16 protein-coding genes are annotated in these 18750 nt (G+C 62.5%); 5 read left to right on the top strand and 11 right to left on the bottom strand.

What is annotated here, in order from left to right; all coding sequences use genetic code 11:
- Positions 1–15 precede the first annotated feature (15 nt).
- The 3 genes from QQL24_RS15495 to QQL24_RS15485 form a co-directional block, all read right to left on the bottom strand.
- Positions 16–513, bottom strand: a complete 498-nt coding sequence (locus QQL24_RS15495; RefSeq protein ID WP_284313161.1) for a hypothetical protein — start codon at positions 511–513, stop codon at positions 16–18.
- An 839-nt stretch (positions 514–1352) separates the two neighbouring features.
- Positions 1353–1478, bottom strand: a complete 126-nt coding sequence (locus QQL24_RS15490) for a hypothetical protein (RefSeq protein WP_284313160.1) — start codon at positions 1476–1478, stop codon at positions 1353–1355.
- Positions 1479–2121: 643 nt separating this feature from the next.
- Positions 2122–3141 (bottom strand): 1-aminocyclopropane-1-carboxylate deaminase, encoded by a 1020-nt coding sequence (locus QQL24_RS15485; protein ID WP_284313159.1) that lies wholly within the window; start codon positions 3139–3141, stop codon positions 2122–2124.
- A 143-nt stretch (positions 3142–3284) separates the two neighbouring features.
- Between QQL24_RS15485 and QQL24_RS15480 the strand changes: the two genes are divergently transcribed.
- Entirely contained in the window at positions 3285–3761 is a 477-nt protein-coding gene (locus QQL24_RS15480) for an Lrp/AsnC family transcriptional regulator (RefSeq protein WP_284313158.1), read from the top strand.
- A gap of 597 nt (positions 3762–4358) precedes the next feature.
- Positions 4359–5795: a DUF1254 domain-containing protein gene (locus QQL24_RS15475; RefSeq protein ID WP_284313157.1), complete on the top strand. Its 1437-nt coding sequence runs from the start codon at positions 4359–4361 to the stop codon at positions 5793–5795.
- 293 nt (positions 5796–6088) lie between these two features.
- On the opposite strand, the gene QQL24_RS15470 is transcribed toward QQL24_RS15475, so the two are convergent.
- Both QQL24_RS15470 and QQL24_RS15465 read right to left on the bottom strand, forming a co-directional pair.
- Positions 6089–7096 (bottom strand): helix-turn-helix domain-containing protein, encoded by a 1008-nt coding sequence (locus tag QQL24_RS15470; RefSeq protein WP_284313156.1) that lies wholly within the window; start codon positions 7094–7096, stop codon positions 6089–6091.
- 681 nt (positions 7097–7777) lie between these two features.
- Positions 7778–7933 (bottom strand): hypothetical protein, encoded by a 156-nt coding sequence (locus QQL24_RS15465; protein ID WP_284313155.1) that lies wholly within the window; start codon positions 7931–7933, stop codon positions 7778–7780.
- Positions 7934–7986: 53 nt separating this feature from the next.
- Here QQL24_RS15465 and QQL24_RS15460 point away from each other — a divergent pair, with 53 nt between their 5' ends.
- Positions 7987–8904, top strand: coding sequence for a DUF930 domain-containing protein (locus QQL24_RS15460; protein ID WP_284313154.1), 918 nt, complete (start codon positions 7987–7989; stop codon positions 8902–8904).
- Between the two features lie 42 nt (positions 8905–8946).
- Here the strand turns inward: QQL24_RS15460 and QQL24_RS15455 are convergent, their stop codons facing one another.
- Positions 8947–10365, bottom strand: a complete 1419-nt coding sequence (locus QQL24_RS15455) for an aminotransferase-like domain-containing protein (RefSeq protein WP_284313153.1) — start codon at positions 10363–10365, stop codon at positions 8947–8949.
- 255 nt (positions 10366–10620) lie between these two features.
- On the opposite strand from QQL24_RS15455, the gene QQL24_RS15450 reads away from it, so the two are divergent.
- Positions 10621–11481 carry a DMT family transporter gene (locus tag QQL24_RS15450; protein WP_284313152.1) on the top strand — a complete coding sequence of 287 codons (861 nt, stop codon included), beginning with the start codon at positions 10621–10623 and terminating at the stop codon, positions 11479–11481.
- 352 nt (positions 11482–11833) lie between these two features.
- Positions 11834–12109, top strand: a complete 276-nt coding sequence (sciP, locus tag QQL24_RS15445) for a CtrA inhibitor SciP (protein WP_284313151.1) — start codon at positions 11834–11836, stop codon at positions 12107–12109.
- A gap of 175 nt (positions 12110–12284) precedes the next feature.
- Here the strand turns inward: sciP and QQL24_RS15440 are convergent, their stop codons facing one another.
- The 5 genes from QQL24_RS15440 to QQL24_RS15420 all read right to left on the bottom strand — a co-directional run bounded on the left by QQL24_RS15440 (position 12285) and on the right by QQL24_RS15420 (position 18652).
- Entirely contained in the window at positions 12285–13982 is a 1698-nt protein-coding gene (locus QQL24_RS15440; protein WP_284313150.1) for an AMP-binding protein, read from the bottom strand.
- A 380-nt stretch (positions 13983–14362) separates the two neighbouring features.
- A complete protein-coding gene (locus QQL24_RS15435) occupies positions 14363–15793 on the bottom strand; it encodes a gamma-aminobutyraldehyde dehydrogenase (protein ID WP_284313149.1) in 1431 nt (476 codons plus the stop codon).
- A 12-nt stretch (positions 15794–15805) separates the two neighbouring features.
- Positions 15806–16693, bottom strand: a complete 888-nt coding sequence (locus QQL24_RS15430; RefSeq protein WP_284313148.1) for an ABC transporter permease — start codon at positions 16691–16693, stop codon at positions 15806–15808.
- Positions 16683–17627 (bottom strand): ABC transporter permease, encoded by a 945-nt coding sequence (locus QQL24_RS15425; RefSeq protein WP_284313147.1) that lies wholly within the window; start codon positions 17625–17627, stop codon positions 16683–16685. Before QQL24_RS15425 ends, QQL24_RS15430 begins: the two co-directional genes overlap by 11 nt.
- Positions 17624–18652, bottom strand: coding sequence for an ABC transporter ATP-binding protein (locus QQL24_RS15420; protein WP_284313146.1), 1029 nt, complete (start codon positions 18650–18652; stop codon positions 17624–17626). Before QQL24_RS15420 ends, QQL24_RS15425 begins: the two co-directional genes overlap by 4 nt.
- Between the last annotated feature and the right edge of the window lie 98 nt (positions 18653–18750).

Below are 18750 nucleotides of genomic sequence, written 5' to 3'. Positions count from 1 at the left end.
AAGGCAGGCGCCGCCTTACTGGGGCGGTTCCTGGAGAATGGAGGTCAGGGACACCCCGGCCTGGCTGAAATCGAGGATCCAGAAGCGGTCGAACACGGTGCTGTCCCACTTCTTGTTGACGACGGGCGGCGTGCTGTCCACCACCGAAGAGGCGACGCCGAGCGCCTTGGCGAGCTTGGGGATATGGCCGTGATGCCAGCAGATGATGATCAGCGTGCCATCATAGGCAGGCTGAGAGAGGAGATCGCCGGCAAGCCGTGCGTAATCGCCGTCCGCATAGCTGGCGTTGAGGGTCATGTTCAACGCGGTCGCCGTGGGCTGCAGAGTCTCCACGGGCCGATTGCTCTCCGTGGAAGGCGCAGCGGCGAACAGGAAGTTGGGATTTGGGAAGAGCTGCGGGATCAGCGTCGCGAGCATTTGCGCTCGGGCCTGCCCGGCCGGACTGAGATTGGGATCGTTGGCGTCAGCCGGCTTTTCGGCATGACGCAAGATCACGATACGCTGCGGCGCCATGAGGATCTCCTGTCGGACGGTTTGAGGTGAGACGGCTGCCAGGATTCGCCTTAGCTGGCGGGCAGGTGCAGAGCGGTCATACGGGCGAATTCAGAAGGCGAGGTGTTCTTATTCATGGCCCGCCCCCGGTTACCAATGACGAGCCGGTTGTGACGCAAGTACATTTCCGCCCGACTGCGTGAAAAACGCGTGACTTGATCACTCTATACATATGGAGAGGAAAATATCCATATTTGATTCCGGAGAAGCCCTCCAAAATACAATCTATGAGTGTATTATTCCCCAAATTTTAGAACAAATAATATGATGCGTGCATAGGTTACTTACCCGGCAACGTTTCCAGCGCATCGAAAAGCCGTCCGTCGCCGCCTGGCACTAGAGCAAAGCGCGTTCAAGCGTGAACGCTTCTTTGCTCTAACTCTTTGTTTCGACGCGTCTTTGCGATTCTTGCCGATGCAGTCAAATCGCAAAGCGCTTTAGGTTGAAAAGAGTCGATCGACGGGTATTCTGAAATCGCTGAAACGATCCCCGAGCGTTCAGACTCTCTTGCCATCGGCATTTTCTCACTCAATGCACAAACGCCTTCGTTCCCACGCCCTTTCCGGCTGGGTTGATGAGGAGACCGGGCGATGGCGGCTGCGGAGCAGCCGTGAAGGCAGGCTCATGGAAGATGCAGGCCGCACTGTCGGTGCAGGCCGCCATCGCCCCGTTCCGGCTGCCTGGCCCGCTGACAAGGCGCGCAAGGCCACCTGTTTTTCCGCCTTCAGCAAGGCGGAGGCGAGCCGGGAGCGGATGGCACGGACCATCCGAACCTGAGCCAGCCGGCTCGGCGAAGGGGCTCAGCGCTGCAGTCCTGGCCGGACAGTGGCATCAGCCGTCTTCACCGCATCGGCGGGAGATGGGACGAAGGCGTTGCCGGGCTCAAGCCCTTCACGCTCCGTCCAGGGATCACAGGGCACTTCCATGGGGTGCCGATCCCGTCTGTCCCGCTCGTCACCCCTGGAAGCCGGCCTCGAGAGAAGCAGGACTGCCGCATGCGCCTACCACGTGAATAGGCTGTCGGGGTGGATGGAAGCGTTCGGAGCCGGGTTGTACCTGCGCCGGCCGCTGACGCCTCGTTCCGTTAGGGAATAAAGCATGGGACCGAACGGAAGTCAAGATACGTTCTCTTTATGTCTGAGATGCGAACTCGGATCAACGATTTACGACGGCATTGCCGTTGGGGGCGTTTCCCGGGTGCGCGGACGTCTCGTCCATAGGCGCTAACTTTACGCAGTAAGACGCACAGTGGGAGTGTCGATCCCGCCACTTCGGCATCGCCGAAGTGGCGGGATCGACAATCTTGGAAACGATGCGTTTTGCGGAAAAGGAAGAGGGCGATCGGTGATCGCCCCTCCAGTTTCCGCCGCTTCGGCGCGTAAAGTTGGCGCCTGTGGACGTCTCGTCCGCCTCTTCCAACCAGCAGCCGCAACGTTTCCAAGAGCGGATCGTCTGACACTCACTTGAGTGTCATAGGACGTCCGCGCACCCGGCAAGAGCGCTCGACCGTGCCGGGGATGACAGCCTCACAGCGATGCACTTACTCTCCGCACGGTGTGAAGCCCCCCGTCAGCCCTCCTTGTAGTAATAGCTGTAGCCGTTGATCGCCGGCGCTCCGCCGAGATGGGCATAAAGAACCTTCGACCCCTTCGGGAAAAAGCCCTTGCGGACCAGGTCGATCATGCCCTGCATCGACTTGCCCTCATAGACGGGATCGGTGATCATCGCCTCGGTGCGCGCGGCAAGGCGGATCGCCGCATTGGTCTCCTCGGACGGCACGCCATAGGCGGGATAGGCGTAATCGGGGTTGATGACGATCTCGTCCTCGCGCACGGGGCGGCCGAGGCCGACCAGCGTGGCCGCGTTGTCGACGATACCGCGCACCTGAGCCCGGGTCTGCGCCAGGGTCCCCGACGCATCGATGCCGATGACCCTCTCGGCGCGGTCCTGCGCGGCGAAGCCGACGATCATGCCGGCCTGCGTGGAGCCGGTGACGACGCAAACGATGATATAGTCGAACGTAAAGCCAAGCTCGGCTTCCTGCCTCGCCACTTCCTCGGCGAAGCCGATATAGCCGAGAGCCCCGAATTTGTGCACGGAAGCCCCGGCCGGGATCGGATAGGGCGTTCCGCCGGCATCCCTGACCGACTGGATCGCATCCTCCCAGCTCTTGCGGATGCCGATGTCGAAACCGTCCTCCACCAGCCGGCTGTCGGCGCCCATCAGGCGGGTCAGCAGGATGTTGCCGACCCGGTCATAGACCGCGTCGTAATGTGGAACCCATTTCTCCTGCACCACCACGCATTTCATGCCGATCTTCGCGGCCGTCGCCGCCACCATGCGCGTGTGGTTCGACTGCACGCCGCCGATCGAGACCAACGTATCCGCGCCCGCAGCGATGGCGTCCGGCACGATATATTCAAGCTTCCTGAGCTTGTTGCCGCCCATGGCGAGGCCCGAATTGCAGTCGTCGCGCTTGGCATAGATCTCGACCTGCCCGCCCAGTGCCTGCGTCAGCCGCGGCAGATGTTCGATCGGCGTCGGACCGAAGGTGAGCGGATAGCGTTCGAAGTTCTGCAGCAGCGACATTGGCCCGTCTCCATGAGTGCATCATGGGCGCGGAGAATAGAGGAATTGCAATGAAAGGTGTTCTCGAAAATGGAGAGAAATCTTCTGTTTTGAGAAATTCAGAGTATGTTTAGCAACGTCTTCATTCACAATAGGCCCCTGAAATGGAAGATTCTTCCAAAGCCGTTCTGGATCGCGTCGACGTCAGGATTTTGCGCACTCTCCAGGCGGAGGGCCGGCTGACCAACGCCGAACTCGCCGAGCGCGTGAATGTCAGCCCCGCCACCTGTCACCGGCGCACGCAGCGGCTGTTCGAGGAGGGCTGCATCACCGGCGTGCGCGCCGAGATCGCCCCCGCCGCCGTCGGCCTCAGCGCGCTCGTCATGGTCGGCGTGGTGCTCGACCGCTCCACCCCCGAAAGCTTCGCCGCCTTCGAAGGCGCCGTGCTCGAGCTCAAGGATGTGCTGGACTGCAATCTCGTGGCGGGCGATTTCGACTATCTCCTGAAGATCCGCGTGCGCGACATGGCCGACTTCAACAAGCTGCACGGCCAGAAGCTGATCGCGCTGCCCGGGGTGAGGCAGACGCGGACGTTTTTCGTGATGAAGGAGGTGAAGGAGAACGCGCCGCTGCCGTTTTGAGGGGTGGCTGGGAGCGTCGGCTTTCGGCCCGGGCCGGACGCTGAGGCACCTGATTGTTCTTCGCTCAAGCGGGCATTCGGTGATGCCACGCGCAGGCGGCTTCGCGCCCCATTTCCGCCCTTCCGGGCTGTTTCGTCTCTGACAAAAACCAGACATAGCGCCAATAACGCTGAAGGTCGAAATCTGCTTCGCTATGCAACCTGGGTGGCAGGCACTTGCAAGCCGAAAATAGCGGTGATCCTCGCTGGCCAAGGTTACACCACGCCCTAGGACACGATCCCCCCCGTCGCTTCGAGAATGACAAAACGTGTATATGCCCTGCGCGAAGTTATAGGCGGATTGCGTCCAGCGCCGGCCGTTATAGGGCTCAGTTTTGAACGACGATGCCTATTTGAGGATTAAGCCTACGGAATCGCATTGCTTGGCTCAAAATGTCAAAACAACCCGTAATAGTTGTGGTATTCAGTCGATCAAAAGGCTCGGTAGTAACGAGCCAATGGACAGCTTTAGATCCCTTCAAGGCATTGAGTATCAATGCCCGAGAGAATTTCTCTTTGTATCTATCGTTAGATGTATCTCCCGAGGATAGTTTTTCCCATGCGACAGAAAATGAAGTCCGACTGCATATACCAGACTGGCGCTGTGCTCGCCGCGGCACTTGCCGCGGTAACTCTTGCCTGGCCGCAGGAAACCAAAGCGCAGACCTCTAACAGCGCCACAACGGCAGTGGATGCATACATTTATGGCTATTCGCTGGTCACCACGGAAGTGACTCGTCTGCAGATGAGCAACGTACCGAAGCAAATCGGCCTGCAGAGCCCGATGGGGCAGTTCACCAACGTACCGCGCTATCCGCCAGCGGATTATCGCGGGGTTTCGGCGCCGAACGCTGACACTCTGTATTCGATAGCCTGGGTCGATCTGGCGCAGCCGGTGGTCTTCAGTGCGCCCGACATGGGAAATCGTTTCTATTTGTGGGAGATGGTCGACCTGTGGATGCGGATCATCGAGACGCCAGGCGCGCGCACTCAGGGTGGCGCAGCCACCAAGTTCCTGCTGACCGGCCCAGGCTGGACCGGCAGCGTACCGGAGGGGATGAGGCACATCGAGTCCCCCACACGCTATATGACGATACTTGGAAGAACCTACGCCAACGGCCAGCCCGCTGACTACAAGAAGGTAAACGCGCTGCAAGCGAAGCTGTCCCTGACCCCGCTGGCTTCATACGGCAAGAAGTTCACCTATGCCGCACCTCCCGTGGTCGACTCGGGCTTCTCGATGACCGACAAGCCGCAAGACGTCATCCTGGGCATGGATAGCACCGGTTATTTCAACCTGGTCGCCAAATTGATGTGCAAAGACGCCCCTCCAAGGGCCGAGGATGCGGCAATCGTGGCGGAAATGGCAACGATCGGCATTGTTCCCTGTCAGCAATTCGACGGCTCCAAGCTGGCGCCCGAAGTACAGGCGGCCCTCAAGACATTGCCGCAGGACGCCCTCAAAGCGATTACTGCCCACAAGGATGCCATGGGCAAAATCGTCAATGGCTGGGTGATCAGCAAGGGTTTGGGCCGGTACGGCACCGATTACATGAAGCGCGCTGTCGTCGCGGCGTTTGGCTGGCCGGCGAACCTTGAGGATGACGCGGTCTACCCCTACACCGAAGTCGACAGTAAAGGCGACCAGCTTTCCGGTAAGAACAATTACACACTGACTTTCGCGAAAGGTCTGACGCCGCCCGTCAGCGGCTTCTGGTCTATCACCATGTATATGGTAGACGGAGGATGGTGGTTCACGCCGAATGTCCTCAACAAGTTCACCGTCAGCGCACGTGATCACCTCAAAACCAACCCGGACGGCTCGACCACTCTTTACTTCCAGACCAAATCGCCGGGCAAGGACAAGGAATCAAATTGGCTGCCGGCCCCCGAGGGTCAATTCATTCCAATGCTGCGGATGTATGCACCCAACCAGAATGATCCCTCGGTTATCAATGGTACATGGTCTCCGCCGGCCATCGTCAAAGCTGAATGAGGACACGAAACTATCGGTTGGAAGGCACCCGTTCGCCTTTCGTTTTGGCAGGCTGTCATCCGCTCACGAGCCAGATGGGTGACGGCTTGCCCTCGCGCCGAGGAAAGAGAGCGCCTTGGTCCGCGCCGAGGGCGCCGCGCGGACTGTCTGCGTCAGGCCTTTTGGCGCTGTTCCTACACCGCGCTCAGCGGCAGTCCGCCCAGCCGCAAGAAACATCGTTTTCAGCGCGGGTCTTGCGCATTGGAACTGGGTTCACCCGTGCCCTCAGGGACAGGCCGATCGAAAGCGCAAAATCAACTGTCGTTCGCAACAACCTCGCGCCATTTTCGGGGTGATAAACCGGTAGTGCGCTTGAAAAAGCGCGTGAACGCACTCTGTTCCGAGTATCCCAGCGCAAAAGCAATATCGCTTAACGGGGCATCGCCAGCAGCAAGGAGCCGCTGGGCTCGGGACAGCCGCACTTGGTCGAGCAATTCTACGCAGCTCGTTCCGATGAGAGACAATTTGCGATCAAGTGTTCGGCGAGACACGTTGAACTCCGCTGCGAGACGGGTTCCCGTGATGGCGCCAAATCCCAACATGGCTGACATCTTTTGGATCAGCTGTTCGCGAAGGTCCCTAGCATCGAAGGGCTCATTATGGCTTCCTGGGGGGCGCACTTGTCTTGCAAGATCTGAGGTTGCAAAGACAACGGCATCTTCCGGCGCATTGAATTCGAGCATGGAGCCGAAATATCTGTAGTAGGGCGTCGGGTTAGTCGGTACTCGTCGGGACAAAAGGATCCTATTCGGTGCCCATTGCGGACCGCATAGAACCTTCATGAGGCGATAGGCTATGCCAACCGAACAATCATGTATGATGTTGGCACCCGGGAAATTCGGATTCCTGATTTGATACCGCAGATGCACATTCTCCTTGTAGACGCTCAAGGAAATGACAGCGGGTCGGTCATGGAAGTGAAGGAAACGCACGAGATTCAAAAGGGACGTCTTGACGTCGGGACCTTCAAGGACAAGGAGGCCAACTAAGCCAAGATCACCGGGTTCGACCAAGGCTGCCGTGAGTAGTCCGATATCCTCGCGTCCCGTGATCTTTGCTGCGGCCGCAGCAATGCGGCCCAGCTCAACAACATCGATGAGATTGTCAGGGTCTGAGAATACATTCGGATCAACGCCAGCACTTTCGAAAATCTTATCGGGTTGATGGCCTAGTTGCGAGGTAGCGGCGATGACGCTCCTTGCAGGACCCACGCGCAAATATTGACCGCCCGCCAACTTGCCTATGTGGACACTAGCGCTCATTCCCCTGTTGTACTCCAACGTTCCGAAAGCATGGGACCGACCGGGTTCCATTTCGGACCCATCCAGACCGAAGTAGGTAGCGTAAGCGTATACTGCACCGATTGCGCTAAAGTCACCTCAAGGGGCTGCAGTCCAGCTTGCCCGCCTTGCTTCTATCTAAGGCGACGCCTCTTCACCAAGGTTATATACTTTTCGACTTCAATTATATCGCCAGTTCACGGATCATCATGATACGACTGGCTGTTGATTTCCACTGAGAAGCGGCGATGATTAGCGGAAGCACCGGCCGAGCCGTTGAACGCCAGCTTCTCCTGTCTATGCACATTTTGAACGACCGCGACGGGTCAACTCCTTCGCCTATCGATGACTGCTTTGCGCACTCTGGCCGTTCATAGGCCCAATCAGCTTCCGGCCCCAGCGCTGAATTCCTCGCCACAATCGTTTTCTTCTTTGGTCAACAAGGCCGAAGGAGAACGAAGATGGGTGTTTCACTGTATGACCCTGGAGCCAGAGGAAGGCCGGCTTGGAATGCGGGCCGAAAGGTCGGAGCCAAGAAAGCGCTGAAGATACGGCAGATTTGGGCGATCCGCTTCTTCCTTGATCACGATCGTCGCATGCGGGATCGAGCGCTCTTCGATCTAGCGATAGACAGCAAATCGCGAGGCTGCGACCTCGTTAAAATCAAATCGCGGCCACCGCCTTGGCGAGGCGCGGGCGGAGAGCTTCGAAGTGGCGCCGGTAGCTGCCGTCGGCGAGGAGGCGGAAGGTGGTCTGGGCCGCGACGTGGCTCCAGCCGATGCCGGCAGCGAGCGCGAAAGCCTTCCCCACCTTGCGCAACGAGGCCACACCGGGCGGATGAATATTTCGCTCCTGCAGGCCTGGGTTGCTTGATGCTGCCTCTATTTCATTCCACATCGTTCGCGATGAGGAATGAACAGCCGGACCAGCAGCGGGTGTGGATGTGGTGCTTGCTCGCCGCCATTGCCATGCATGTGCTTGCCGCCGTGCTCATCCTGCCCCTGTCGCTGGTGTCGCCCCTGAAGGAGGAGCAGGTGATAACGGTGGAGCTGGTGCCGGAGCCCAAGCCGCCGGAGAAACCAAAAACGCAACCGCCGCCGCCGGCCACTCCGCCCCAGCCCGAAAAGCCGCCGGAGGCCAGTGCGCCGGTGGAGCCGCCGGCGAACGCTTCAAGCGCACCGCAAGGCCAGACTGCCGTGCTCAAGCCGGTCCTTCAGTTTGGCGATAAGGATCGCGGCCCCCGAAAGTCTCTGGCTGGCCAGAATACCGAAGGCGGCGCGGCCGCACCGCTGGGCTTGCCCGATCCGGCCAGGCAAGGTCTTCCAAAGGTTCTATCGGTGACGACGGACGCAGCGGACGAGGTTCTACAAGGCGCATCGGCCAAGGCGGCGAAGACGGGGGATGGCGCCCAGACGGAACCGGACGCGACGCTTCACTCGGTCAAGACATTATTGTCGCCGGATGCAATCAACGATGTGAGTTCCATGATGGCGATGGGGTCCAAGTCGCGCGGCGCACGGTTCAGCCAGCTTTGCATCACAGAGCTGCATGTCCAACTGTTATATGGCTCTCCTGCTTATGATCCGGATCTGCTTCCTCCGTTAGAGCCAGTGGAGGGCACCGTGCTCGAAGTGACGGGATCGGCGTTCCGCGCGAATTCGCAGTGGTATGATGTGAGCGTCCGTTGCGAGGTCGACACGCAGGCCACGAAAGTCGTTAACTTCGCATTCCGGGTTGGGAAGCCTATCCCGCGCAGTGAATGGGCCAGCCGTCGGCTTCCCCCGCAATAGGAGAAGAAGGTAATTAGTGTGGCATTCCTCGTTTAGCGCGCTTCACCTCGTAAAGTCGGCGCTAGCGGGCTGAGATGCCTCCGATCCCAGGATATCTCCCAGCACGTCGAACAGCCGCTTGTCGCCACTCTGCGCCACGTTGAAGCGCAGGAAGCGGCTGGCGTTCTGCGAGACGCTGAAGATGTTGCCGGGGGCCAGCACCACGTCCTGTTCCAGGGCGCGCATGGCGAGGGTGGCGGAGTCGAGCCCCTCGGGGAGTTCGACCCAGAGGAACATGCCGGCCTCTGGCTCGGTCCACAAAGTGAGGCCGAGCCTTTGCAGGCGGTCTGATGTCGCGGCCATCGCCTTGGCCAAGCGGGGGCGCAGGGCTTCGAGGTGGCGGCGATAGCTGCCGTCGGTGAGCAGGCGGAAGGTGGTCTGGGCCGCGATGTCGCTGCAGCCGATACCGGTGGCGAGCGCCAGGTCCGTGAGGCCCTCGATCCAGTCCGCCCGCGCCACGACATAGCCGCAGCGCAGGGCCGCCGTCAGCGTCTTCGAAAAGCTGCCGAGATGGATGACTCGCTCGAAGCCGTCCAGCGCCGCCAGTCCCGGCGAGGGGCGGGCCTCGAAATCGGTAAAGATGGCGTCCTCGACCAGGATGAGGTCATGCTGCTCGGCGAGCTTGAGCAGGCGGTGGGCGGTGCCGACGCTCACCGTCGCGCCGGTGGGATTGTGCAGCACCGCCGTGGTCAGATAGAGCCTGGGCCGGTGCTCGGCGCAGAGACTGGCGAAACGGTCGAGGTCGGGCCCGTGCGGGGTATAGGGCACGCCGATGATGCGGGCGCGCTGGGCCTGCAGCATGGCCTGGAAGTTGAAATAGCAGGGATCGTCGACCAGCACCGCGTCGCCGGGCTCGAGCAGGAAGCGGCAGACGAGATCGATGGCGCGCGAGCCGGAATCGGTGAGCAGGATCGAGCTTGGCTCCACCGCGAGCCCGCGCTCGACCAGGCGGCGGGCCAGGTGCTCGCGCAGTGGCCAGAAGCCTTGCGGCAGGCTGTAGGCCGAGAGGTTGGCGCCCTCGTCCCGCGCCACGGCGCGCAGGCCGCGGCGGATGATGTCGGCGGGCAGCCAGCTATCGGGCAGCCAGCCGCAGCCGGGATGCAGCACGCCCGCCCGCGGCGTCAGCGCCTGGCGGTAGATCCAGAGGGGATCGATGGCACGGTCGAGCTTCGGCGTGTTTTCCGAAAGCGCGAAGGGTTTCGCCCGTGCCGTCGCAAAGAAGCCGGAACCCGGCCGGGCCTCGACCACGCCCTCGGCCGCCAGCCGGTCATAGGCCTCGACGATGGTCGATTTGGAAACCTGCTGGCGCTCGGCGAGGCGGCGGATGGAAGGCAGCCGCACGCCGGGCGCCGCCGCGGCCAGGCGCCGGATCTCGGCGATGGCGCGTTCGATCAGCGTGCCAGCCTTGGTCTGGTCGAGCATGTGTACCCCTCACATGTCCAGTACAGTTTGGGCTGATTGTACTGGTCCGTCCCTGTTATGGCCAGAGGGATTCTGGGAAGGTTGGGGTCTGAATTCAAGTTAATCGGGGCGAGTGCGACGTCATTCCGGCTGGAGCGAAGCGGAACGCCGGAATCCATGAACACCACCTTGCAAGGTTTGCGTTCATGGATTCCGGGTCTCCCATTGGTCGCCCGGAATGACGTTGCGCCTGCAAGCAAGTGAAAGCGTAAGACAATGGACGACAAGGCGGCCGGCTGGCTGAACGGCTTTCTGGGCGTGGCGATCTTCTCCGGCTCGCTGCCGGCGACGCGCATCGCCGTGCATGATCTCACGCCGCTCTTCCTTACCACCGCCCGCGCCGCCATCGCCGGGCTGATCGGCATCGCCCTCCTGCTGCTCCTCAGGCAGAAATGGCCGCGCCGGGGTGAGATCGGCTCGCTCGCCATCGTGGCGCTCGGCTGCGTGGTCGGCTTCCCCCTGCTCACCGCCCTCGCTTTGCAGAGCATCACCTCGGCGCGCGCCACGGTGTTCATCGGGCTGCTGCCGCTCTCGACCGCCGTGTTCGGCGTGTTGCGCGGCGGCGAGCGCCCGCGCTTCGGCTTCTGGCTGTTCTCGCTGGCCGGCGCCGCCATCGTGGCGCTGTTCGCGCTCAGCCAGGGCAGCGCGGGCGATGCCTGGGGCGACGGGCTGATGGTCGCCTCGATCCTGGTCTGCGGCCTCGGCTACGCCGAAGGCGCCCGCCTCTCGCGCGAGCTCGGCGGCTGGCAGGTGATCTCCTTCGCTCTGGCCCTGTCGCTGCCGGTGATGCTGCCGCTCGCCCTCTGTTGGGCGCCCGGCAATCCCGGCGCCATCGGCTGGCCGGCGCTCTCGGCGCTCGCCTATGTCTCGCTGTTCTCGATGCTGATCGGCTTCGTGTTCTGGTATCGCGGCCTCGCCCAGGGCGGCATCGCCGCCGTCGGCCAGCTGCAATTGCTGCAGCCCTTCCTGTCGCTGGCGCTGGCCGCCCTGCTGCTGCACGAGCAGGTCGGCCTCGCAGTCTGGGCTGTGGCGGCGGGCGTGGTCGTCTGCGTGGCCGGGGCCAAGCGCTACGCCTAAAGCAAAGCGCGTTTAGGCGCAAACGCTGCCTTGCTCTAACTCTTTGTTTCGACGCGTCTTTGCGATTCTTGCCGATTCCGGCAAATCGCAAAACGCTTTAGTTCGGCGCCATCCGGGTGCACGGGCATCTTGCCCGTTCTTGAACCGCCGCGTCCAAAGGATAGAAAGTACGGGCAAGATGCCCGTGCACGCGGAAAAAGCCCTGGCGCAGGTTAAGGCCTGATTCAGCTTGTTGCAGATTTATGGCATTACGCGCAATGAGCGGTGTTTTTCGCAATTTCCTTCAACAATTTTTAAGTTGGGGGCCCTAATTTCGAGCTCACATGGTCATTCGAATTGTGTGAGCGTACCCATGACCGAAGTTCTTCGCCCCCGGGTGAAATATGTTATCGGCCCGGACGGCAGCCCGTTGACGGTTGCGGACCTTCCTCCGCCCGGCACGCAGCGCTGGGTAATCCGGCGCAAGGCCGAGGTGGTCGCCGCCGTGCGCGGCGGCCTCCTGAGCCTGGAGGAAGCCTGCAGCCGCTATGTGCTGACCACGGAAGAGTTCCTGAGCTGGCAGGCCTCGATCGACCGGCATGGTCTGGCGGGGTTGCGGACGACGCGGATCCAGCATTACCGGCAGTAGAGCTGTCGCTGGGAGCGCGGACATCTTGTCCGCTCTTGAAACGAGGCGGCTTCCACAGGAGCCTGCGACGATGATCGAGTGTTGAGACCTAAAAAGGGCGCGGCCTTTAACCCAGGCAGCGCCCTCTTCTATTGGGATGGAGGTTCAAGAGCGGACAAGATGTCCGCGCTCCCAGTCACCCCCGCAAATCCTTCCTCAGGATCTTCCCGACATTGCTCTTGGGCAGATCCTCGCGGAACTCCACGAATTTCGGCACCTTGTAGCCGGTGAGATGCTGCCGGCAATAGGCCCGCACCGCCTCCGCCGTCAGCGTCGCGTCGGTGCGCACGATGAAGGCCTTGGGCGCCTCGCCCGCCGCGCCGTCGGGCACGCCGACCACCGCCGCCTCTTTCACGCCGGGCATCTTCACCAGCACATCCTCGACCTCGTTCGGGAAGACGTTGAAGCCGGAGACCAGGATCATGTCCTTGCGCCGGTCGACGATGCGGAAATAGCCGGTCTCGTCCATGGTGGCGATGTCGCCGGTGAGGATCCACTCGCCCCGCATCACCTTGGCGGTCTCGTCAGGGCGGCGCCAATAGCCGGTCATCACCTGCGGCCCGCGCACCGCCAGTTCCCCGGGCGTGCCGGGAGGAACCTCGTTGAAATCGTCGTCGACGCAGGTCACGTCGGTGTCGGGGATGGGGATGCCGATCGAACCATTGTGGCCGGAGCCGAGCGGATTGAAGCAGACCACCGGCGAGGTCTCGGTGAGACCGTAGCCTTCGCCCAGGGGCACCCCGACGATCTTCTGCCAGCGCGCTGCCACCGCTTCCTGCAGGGCCATGCCGCCGGCGATGCAGATCTTGAGATGCGGGTGGGGCATGGTCGTGAACCAGGCCTCGTTGAGCAGCCCGTTGAACAGCGTGTTCACCCCGGTGATGAAGCTGATCGGATATTTCTCGAACACCTTCTTCAGATTGGTTAGCGGCCGGGGATTGGGCACCAAGACGACATGGGCGCTGCGGGCCGTGAAGGTGAGGAAATTCACCATGAAGGCGAAGATGTGATAGAGCGGCAGCGCCGTGAGGATGGTGTCGGCCTGCGAGATCTTGCTGCCGGCGAAATAGAGCACCTGCAGCACATTCATGATCAGGTTGGTGTGGGTGAGCATGGCGCCCTTGCTCACGCCCGTGGTGCCGCCGGTATATTGCAGGCAGGCGATCGCCGAGGGCTGCATGGTCTCGGTGATATCGGAGACCTTGAGGCCGCGCGCCATCTTGGCACGGCCGAGCGCCAGCGCCTGCGGCAGGCGGATATGGGGAAAACCCGCCGCCGGGATCTCCTTGCGCACATGCTTCTGCACGAGGCCGATCAAGGTGCGGGGGAAGGCGGGAAAGAACTCGGCGGCGCTGACGAGGATGACCGTCTTCACCGGCACGGCGGCGAAAGACTTGGCGGCGCGATCGGCGAACATGTCGATGACGACGAGAGCCGAGATGCTGGCATCGGCGAAGACCGCGGCGGCCTCCTCCGCCTGGTAGAGCGGGTTGATGTTGACGAGCGTGCAGCCGGCCTTGAACACACCGAAGGCAACCACGGGATAGGACAGGCCGTTGGGCGCCTGGATCGCCACGCGCGAGCCCGGCGGCAGGCGCAGCTCGGCGTGAAGATAGGCCGCGAACTGGTCCGACAGCCGGTCGACCTCGCGAAAGCTCAGCGAGCCCTGCATGCCATTGGGCATGACGCAGGTGAACGCCACCTTGTTCGGTGTTTGCCGGGCCCTTTCAACCGCAATATCGCCCAGCAGCCTGTAGGGCACTTCCTCAACATGGGATTTCATCTCTCCACTGTAGGAAGCCAGCCAGGGCTTCTGGGCAGACGAAACCGCCATGATTCCTCCGAAACACTTGTCGTTGAGGACATCATGCCGCTTTTGCTGAGCCGGGCAAGTGTCGGCGGCGCGAAGCTTTGGAAAGCCGCCACCATGGAGGGAAGGTGTGGTGAGGGGGCAAATGGCATTGCCAAGGTTGCCGTAGCCCCTCACCTCTATCCTCTCCCCGTAAACGGGGCGAGGGGGCGCAATCGCCGGGTTTTATTCCATGACGCCTCATCTCGCCCAACCGGCTGGGCGAGATGAGGCATTTCCGACCAAACCTCGACTTCAAAGTCCCCTCGCCCCGTTTACGGGGAGAGGATCGAGGTGAGGGGCTGCGCAACACCAGCAAACGTGGGCGTCGAGCGCGCGGCTTCAACCAGCGACTGCCCCGCCCCCTACCCCATCTTCACCATCACATGCCGCACCACGGTGTAATCCTCCAGCGCATACATCGACAGGTCCTTGCCGTAACCGGAGGACTTCACGCCGCCATGGGGCATTTCGTTGGTGAGCATGAAGTGGCAGTTCACCCAGGTGCAGCCATATTGCAGGCGGGACGCCATCTGCATGCCCTTGGTGACATCGCGCGTCCACACCGAGGAGGCCAGGCCGTAGTCGGAATCATTGGCCCAGGTCAGCGCCTCCTCGACATCGTCGAAGCGGGTGATCGAGACCACCGGGCCGAACACCTCGCGGCGCACGATCTCGTCGGACTGCAGGGCGCCCGCCACCACGGTCGGCTCGTAGAAGAAGCCCTTGCCGGGGGCCAGATGCCCGCCGGCGGCGATCTCGATATGCTTGTGCTCGGTGGCGCGCTCGACGAAGGAGGCGACGCGCGAACGCTGGCGGGCCGAGATCAGCGGTCCGATATCGTTGTCGTCATCATTGGGCTGGTTGTATTTGAGGCCCTTCACGGCGGCGGAGAGATCGGCGACGAGGTTGTCGTAGACCTTCTTTCCCGCGTAGATGCGGCAGGCAGCGGTGCAGTCCTGGCCGGCGTTGTAATAGCCGAAGATCTTCACGCCCTCGACCACGGCGTCGATGTCGGCATCGTCGAACACGATCACCGGTGCCTTGCCGCCGAGTTCGAGATGGGTGCGCTTGATGGTCTTGGACGCCGCCTGCAGCACCTTCTTGCCGGTGGCGACGTCACCGGTCAACGAGACCATCGAGACCTTGGGATGGTGGATCAGGGCATTGCCGACGCTCTCGCCGCGGCCGACGACCACATTCACCACCCCCTCGGGGAAGATCTCGGCAATGGCGGTGGCGAGCTTGAGCATGGTGAGCGGCGTCTGCTCGGACGGCTTGATGACGATGGTGTTGCCGCCCGCCAGCGCCGGGGCGAGCTTCCAGGCCGCCATCATCAGGGGATAGTTCCAGGGCGCGATGGAGCCCACCACGCCGATCGGATCGCGGCGGATCATCGAGGTATGGCCGGGGATGTATTCGCCCGCCACCAGGCCATGCATGGTGCGGGCGGCGCCGGCGAAGAAGCGGAAGCAGTCGACGATGGCGGGGATCTCGTCCTGCAGCACGCGGATGCGCGGCTTGCCGCAGTTCAGCGCCTCCAGCGTCGCATAGGCCTCGGCATCCTTCTCGATGGCGTCGGCAAGCTTGAGGAGCAGGGCCGAGCGCTCGGCCGGCGTGGTGCGTGACCAGGTGGCGAAGGCCTTGTCTGCGGCTTCGACCGCAGCGTCGATCTGCTCGACCGAGGCCTCCGGCAGGTCGATCACCGTATCCTCGGTCTTGGGGTTGAGCACCTTCTCCGGCGACTCGGTGCCGGTGATGAATTTCGAGCCGATCAGCATCTTGGTATCGAGCATGAGATCTTTCTCCTATTTACCTGAACCGGCAATGTTTTCGCCCTCGCGAGTGAAGTAGTAGGCCGCGAGGATAGGCAGCGCCGTAACGAGAATGACGATGACAGCGACGACGTTGGTGACGGGACGCTGGCGCGGGCGGATCAACTGGTCATACATCCAGATCGGCAGCGTCTGCTGCTGGCCGGCCGTGAAGGTGGTGACGATCACTTCGTCGAAGGACAAAGCGAAGGCGAGCATGCCGCCGGCGAGCAGCGCCGTACCGATGGCGGGCAGCACCACATAGCGGAAGGTCTGGAAGCCGTCGGCACCGAGGTCCATCGAGGCTTCCATCAGCGAGGGCGACAGGCGGCGGAAGCGCGCCACCGCATTGTTGTAGACGACGACGATGCAGAAGGTCGCGTGGCCGAGCACGATCGTCCAATAGGTGAAGGGGATGTCGGCCTGGTGGAAGGCCGAGCGCAGCGCAATGCCGGTGATGATGCCCGGCAGCGCGATGGGCAGGATCAGCAGCAGCGAGATCGATTCCCGGCCGAAGAACCTGGCGCGCGACAGGGCTGCCGCCGCCAGCGTGCCGAGAATGAGGGCTGTTGCTGTCGACATCAGCGCCACGCGGAAGGAAAGCGACAGCGCGTTCCAGACGTCCGGCCGGTTCCAGGCGACGGCGAACCATTTCAGCGTATAGGCCGGCGGCGGGAATTCGTAGGAATTCTCCTCCGTGGTGAAGGCGTAGAGGATGATGAAGAGCAGCGGCAGGTGCAGGAAGACGAGGCCGGCGCCGGCGGTAAGGCGCAGGGAGAGTGGGCTCCCAGGAGCGCGGACGTCCCGTCCGCTCTTCTTGCCTGCAAGCTTATCGTTTCCAAGAGCGGACGAGACGTCCGCGCTCCCAGCATCAGAGTGCATCGAAGGCCCCCATCCGCTTGGCGACCGTCAGGAACACGCCCATGATCACGATCGGCACGACCGAGAAGGCGGCCGCCAACGGGATATTTCCGGCATTTCCCTGCTGCGAATAGACCACCTGTCCCAGGATCAGCGAGGACGGCCCGACGATCTGCGGCACGATGTAATCGCCGAGCGTCAGCGAGAAGGTGAAGATGGCGCCGGCGATCAGCCCGGGCAGCGCCAGGGGGAAGATCACCTTCAAGAAGGTCTGGCGCGGATGGGCGCCAAGATCGCCCGAGGCTTCGATCAGCGAGCCGGGCACGCGCTCGAGCGCGGCCTGCAGCGGCAGGATCATGAAGGGCGTCCACAGATAGAGGAACACCAGCACCATGCCGGTATAGCTCACCGAGAGCGAGGGACCGCCCACCACCGGCAGGCTCAGCCAGGCATCGAGAAGCCAGGACAGGCGGAGTTCGGTCATCACCCAGCCGACAATGCCTTCCTTGGCGAGCAGAAGTTTCCAGGCGTAGACTTTGACCAGGTAGCTCGACCACAGCGGCATCATGACGGCGAGGTAGAAGGCGGCCTTCACCCGGCCCCGGGCGTAGCGCGCCGCATAATAGGCGATGGGATAGGCGATCACCGCCGAGAGCAGCGTGACGATCACCGACACCGAAAACGTGCGCAGGATGACGTCGAGATTGGCCGGCGTGAACAGCTCGGCATAGGTCTTCAGCGTCGGCTCGCGCACGATCGTGCCGGAGAACTCGTCGATCGAATAGAAGCTCTCCATCAGGAGGGCGAAGAGCGAGCCGAGATAGACGATACCGAGCCAGAGCAGGGGCGGCACCAGCAGCAGCATCAGATAGAGCCCGCGCCGGGCCACCAGCACGTCCGAGACCCGGCGCAACCAGGTCTCGCGGGGCGCAGCGATGGTGGCGACCGAGCTCATGCGCCCTCCATCACATGCAGCGCATCGCGCGCGAAGGCGATGCGCACGGGGGCACCCTGCGCCGGCCGCACGGGCGAGGACGCCGGCACGGCTGCGAGCAGCCGCCCGCCCCCATCCGTCGTCACCTCCACGCGGTTGACGGCGCCGTGATAGAGCACCTGCGTGATCGTGCCTGCTACCACCACGCCGCCGGCCGCACCGGCGCCATCCGCCAGCAGATCGATCTTCTCCGGCCTCAGGCTGGCCGGCTTGTCGACGCCGATCCAGGCCTTGGTCAGCGCCGGCTCGATCACATTGGAGCTGCCGACGAAATCGGCGACGAAGCGCGTGGCCGGGCGCTCATAGATATCCTCCGGGCTCGCCACCTGCACGATGCGCCCGTCGTTGAACACGGCGACGCGGTCGGCCATCGACAGGGCCTCGCCCTGGTCATGCGTGACGAAAACGAAGGACAGGCCGAGGGAGCGCTGCAGCGATTTCAACTCGCCCTGCATCTCCTCACGCAGCTTGAGGTCCAGCGCGCCAAGGGGTTCATCCAGCAGCAGCACCTTGGGCCGCACCACCAGGGCGCGGGCGAGAGCCACGCGCTGGCGCTGGCCACCCGAAAGCTGGCCGGGTTTGCGCGTCTCCATACCGGCGAGCTTGACCAGGGCAAGCGCCTCACGCCCCTGGCGATAGCGCTCGTCTTTGCCGATGCCGCGCACCATCAGGCCGTAGCAGACATTGTCGAGGATGTTGAGATGCGGGAACAGGGCATAGTCCTGGAACACGGTGTTCACCGGGCGCCGATAGGCCGGCATGCCCTCCACCGTCTCCCCGAAGATCTCGATATGGCCGGCCGTCGGCTGCTCGAAGCCGGCGATCAGACGCAGGCACGTCGTCTTGCCCGAGCCGGACGGGCCGAGCATGGCAAAGAACTCGCCAGGCGCGATGTCGAGATCGACACCGTCGACCGCGCGCACAGAGCCGAAATGGCGCTCGACACCGCGGAAGGAGACGGCGGGAATGGGTGAGGAAGGAGCCATAAATGTCCGATCGGCCTGTCAAAAAAAGGCGTGGCAGCCCCTGGGATCGCAGGCGTCTCGCCTGCCTCTTCCCGGGTGCGCGGACGTCCCGTCCGCTC

It is taken from the genome of Labrys miyagiensis (assembly GCF_030160835.1).
Classification (GTDB): Bacteria; Pseudomonadota; Alphaproteobacteria; order Rhizobiales; family Labraceae; genus Labrys; species Labrys miyagiensis.
The sequence above is the reverse complement of the archived record's forward strand: the minus strand, read 5'-3'. Positions and strand labels throughout refer to the sequence as shown.

Coding starts and splice junctions, on each gene's coding strand:
- QQL24_RS15495 (WP_284313161.1), bottom strand. CDS start 513: ATGGCGCCGCAGCGTATCGTGATCTTGCGTCATGCCGAAAAGCCGGCT.
- QQL24_RS15490 (WP_284313160.1), bottom strand. CDS start 1,478: ATGGAAGTGCCCTGTGATCCCTGGACGGAGCGTGAAGGGCTTGAGCCC.
- QQL24_RS15485 (WP_284313159.1), bottom strand. CDS start 3,141: ATGTCGCTGCTGCAGAACTTCGAACGCTATCCGCTCACCTTCGGTCCG.
- QQL24_RS15480 (WP_284313158.1), top strand. CDS start 3,285: ATGGAAGATTCTTCCAAAGCCGTTCTGGATCGCGTCGACGTCAGGATT.
- QQL24_RS15475 (WP_284313157.1), top strand. CDS start 4,359: ATGCGACAGAAAATGAAGTCCGACTGCATATACCAGACTGGCGCTGTG.
- QQL24_RS15470 (WP_284313156.1), bottom strand. CDS start 7,096: ATGAGCGCTAGTGTCCACATAGGCAAGTTGGCGGGCGGTCAATATTTG.
- QQL24_RS15460 (WP_284313154.1), top strand. CDS start 7,987: ATGCTGCCTCTATTTCATTCCACATCGTTCGCGATGAGGAATGAACAG.
- QQL24_RS15455 (WP_284313153.1), bottom strand. CDS start 10,365: ATGCTCGACCAGACCAAGGCTGGCACGCTGATCGAACGCGCCATCGCC.
- QQL24_RS15450 (WP_284313152.1), top strand. CDS start 10,621: ATGGACGACAAGGCGGCCGGCTGGCTGAACGGCTTTCTGGGCGTGGCG.
- sciP (WP_284313151.1), top strand. CDS start 11,834: ATGACCGAAGTTCTTCGCCCCCGGGTGAAATATGTTATCGGCCCGGAC.
- QQL24_RS15440 (WP_284313150.1), bottom strand. CDS start 13,982: ATGGCGGTTTCGTCTGCCCAGAAGCCCTGGCTGGCTTCCTACAGTGGA.
- QQL24_RS15435 (WP_284313149.1), bottom strand. CDS start 15,793: ATGCTCGATACCAAGATGCTGATCGGCTCGAAATTCATCACCGGCACC.
- QQL24_RS15430 (WP_284313148.1), bottom strand. CDS start 16,693: ATGCACTCTGATGCTGGGAGCGCGGACGTCTCGTCCGCTCTTGGAAAC.
- QQL24_RS15425 (WP_284313147.1), bottom strand. CDS start 17,627: ATGAGCTCGGTCGCCACCATCGCTGCGCCCCGCGAGACCTGGTTGCGC.
- QQL24_RS15420 (WP_284313146.1), bottom strand. CDS start 18,652: ATGGCTCCTTCCTCACCCATTCCCGCCGTCTCCTTCCGCGGTGTCGAG.